The sequence below is a fragment of the Roseateles oligotrophus genome (genome assembly GCF_025717515.1).
GTDB classification, from domain to species: Bacteria; Pseudomonadota; Gammaproteobacteria; order Burkholderiales; family Burkholderiaceae_C; genus Paucibacter_A; species Paucibacter_A oligotrophus.
In genome coordinates, this window is sequence record NZ_JAJIRN010000043.1 from 1 (window position 1) to 490 (window position 490).

Sequence of the window (490 nt, forward strand, 5' to 3'; positions counted from 1 at the left end):
TAACGTTCGAGCTGAGGGGCCGCAGCCAGCTGGCCGCGCGGAGCTGAAAATATACAAGCAGCATAGCGCGGCCAGCTGGCGGAGGTCCGCTCGAGCGACAAGTTAGACCGCACATCCGAGCAAACAGACCATGTGCAGAGGTTATGAGTGCCCAACATTGAACTCCCCGACAACGTTTGAAGTGGGCATGTCCAGCTCGCTATTGAGGGAGAGCATGACGGCGTCGATCGTTTGGGCTGCTGGTGTCCCGCGTTCTTCTGCCCAAGCATTGCCGATATGCCTGACCAGATCTGCCAAAAAGACCCCCCAGGATTCAGCCTCATCGTGGCCTTGCCCATCGAAGAATCCAATGTTGAGCGTGCAATGGAATCCACGCTCAGCGATCCAAGCATTGAGCATCTGAATGGAGCGCTCATCGCGCTGAGCGGCTGGCGGAATCACGAGAGGCGTCATTGGAATTGCTCTGTCGGTGGATGGACGTTTTGCGGTC

General features: G+C 57.3%; 1 protein-coding gene. It reads right to left on the bottom strand.

The features are described 5' to 3' along the window. Positions 1-141: 141 nt before the first annotated feature. Positions 142-490, bottom strand: a 349-nt coding sequence (locus tag LNV07_RS25400; RefSeq protein WP_263574003.1) for a DUF5076 domain-containing protein, incomplete at its 5' end; no start/stop codon positions are given.